Source organism: Nocardioides sp. (genome assembly GCF_024509035.1).
Taxonomy (GTDB): domain Bacteria; phylum Actinomycetota; class Actinomycetes; order Propionibacteriales; family Nocardioidaceae; genus Nocardioides.
In genome coordinates this window covers 1-1,972 of record NZ_JANINT010000342.1, presented here as the reverse complement: position 1 = coordinate 1,972, position 1,972 = coordinate 1, and the positions used below count along the sequence as shown (strand labels likewise).

Annotated in this window: 2 protein-coding genes; both read right to left on the bottom strand. The window is 69.8% G+C overall.

The annotated features are described in order from the left end of the window. On the bottom strand, nt 1-895 hold an 895-nt coding region (gene dmpG / locus Q0L15_RS20980; protein WP_296606661.1), incomplete at its 3' end, for a 4-hydroxy-2-oxovalerate aldolase. A gap of 1 nt (nt 896) precedes the next feature. Then, entirely contained in the window at nt 897-1,814 is a 918-nt protein-coding gene (locus Q0L15_RS20975; protein WP_366939629.1) for an acetaldehyde dehydrogenase (acetylating), read from the bottom strand. Nucleotides 1,815-1,972 lie beyond the last annotated feature (158 nt).

Here is a 1,972-nt window from a genome sequence, read left to right as displayed (position 1 = left end):
TCCGGTCGAGCTGGCACTCCTCGGGCATCGCCGGCTTGATGACGTCCTCGGACGCGTCGACGATCTGCAGGAAGTCCACGCCGGTCGTCCAGCCGAGCTTGTCGCAGACCCCGATGAACGCCTCCAGAGGCGTGTTGCCGGCCCCGGCGCCGAAGCGGCGCACCGAGCCGTCGATCTGGGTCGCGCCCGCACGGGCGGCGATGATCGTGTTGGCGACGCCGAGCCCGAGGTTCTCGTGGCCGTGGAAGCCCACGTCGGCCTGGTCACCGATCTCCGCCACCAGCGCCGAGACCCGGTCGGCGGTCTGCTCCATGATCAGCGCCCCGGCGGAGTCGACGACGTACACGCACTGGCAGCCGGCGTCGACCATGATCCGCGCCTGCTTGGCCAGCACCTCCGGCGGCTGGGTGTGGCTCATCATCAAGAAGCCGACAGTCTCCAGCCCGAGCTCGCGAGCCAGGCCGAAGTGCTGGATCGAGACGTCGGCCTCGGTGCAGTGGGTGGCGATCCGGCAGATCTGGCCGCCGTTGTCCTGCGCGGCCCGGATGTCGTCCTTGGTGCCGACGCCCGGCAGCATGAGGAACGCGATCTTGGCGCGCTTCGCGGTCTCGGCCGCGATCCGGATCAGCTCCTGCTCCCACGTCTTGGAGAACCCGTAGTTGAACGACGAGCCGCCGAGCCCGTCGCCGTGGGTCACCTCGATCACCGGGACGCCCGACGCATCGAGCGCCGCCACGATGTCGTGGCACTCCTGGGCGGTGAACTGGTGCCGTTTGTGGTGCGACCCGTCGCGCAGGCAGGTGTCGGTCAGTCGCAGGTCGAGATCACCCCAGGGATCGGTGCCGTGGGTGCCGGACCAGGTGCGGGTGAGGGCGTTGATGTCGTGCTCATTCATGTCAGTTGCCTTCCGGGGTCTCGACAGGCTCGACCAACGAGCGCGCAATGTTCTGGCCGACCTGCGTGGCGGCGGCGGTCATGATGTCGAGGTTGCCGGCGTACGGCGGCAGGTAGTCCCCCGCGCCCTCCACCTCGACGAAGATCGAGACCTTCGTCTGGCCCTGCGTCGCGGGCGAGGGGTCGTCGATCTGCGGCTCCTGGAGCAGCCGGTAGCCCGGGACGTACTCCTGGACCGCCTTCTCCATCGCGAACACCGACGCGACGATCGCGTCGCGGTCGGCGTCCGGTGGGACCGCGCAGAAGATCGTGTCGCGCATGATCATCGGCGGCTCGGCCGGGTTGAGGATGATGATCGCCTTCCCGCGCTCGGCACCGCCGATGGTCTCGACCCCGGCGGCGGTGGTGCGGGTGAACTCGTCGATGTTGGCCCGGGTCCCGGGACCCGCGGACATGCTCGAGACCGACGCGACGATCTCGGCGTACGACACCGTGGCGGCGCGGGAGACGGCCGCCACCATCGGGATCGTGGCCTGGCCACCGCAGGTGATCATGTTGACGTTGGGCGCGGCGACGTGCTGCTCGCCGTTGACCGGCGGGATCACCGCCGGGCCGACCGCGGCGGGCGTGAGGTCGATGGCGCGGATGCCGGCCTCCTCGTAGCGCGGCGCGTACTCGCGGTGCACGTAGGCCGAGGTCGCCTCGAAGATCAGGTCGGGCAGCTCGTCCTGCTTGAGCAGCCAGTCGACGCCCTCGTGGGTGGACTCGAGTCCCTGGGCCGCGGCGAGCTTGAGGCCCTCCGAGGACGGGTCGACGCCGATCATCCAGCGTGGCTCGATCACCTCTGAGCGGAGCAGCTTGTACATGAGGTCGGTGCCGATGTTGCCGGGCCCGACGATCGCGGCGGTCAACTTGTGCACAGTCTTCACTCCTTGAAAGTGACGCTCAACGGCGCGAAGCCGCTGATGGTCGCGACGACCCGGTCCCCCGGGGCGAACGGCACGAACGGGCCCAGGGCCCCGGACAGGATCAGGTGACCGGCGCGCAGCGGGTCGCCGAACCGGGCGGCCTGCACGGC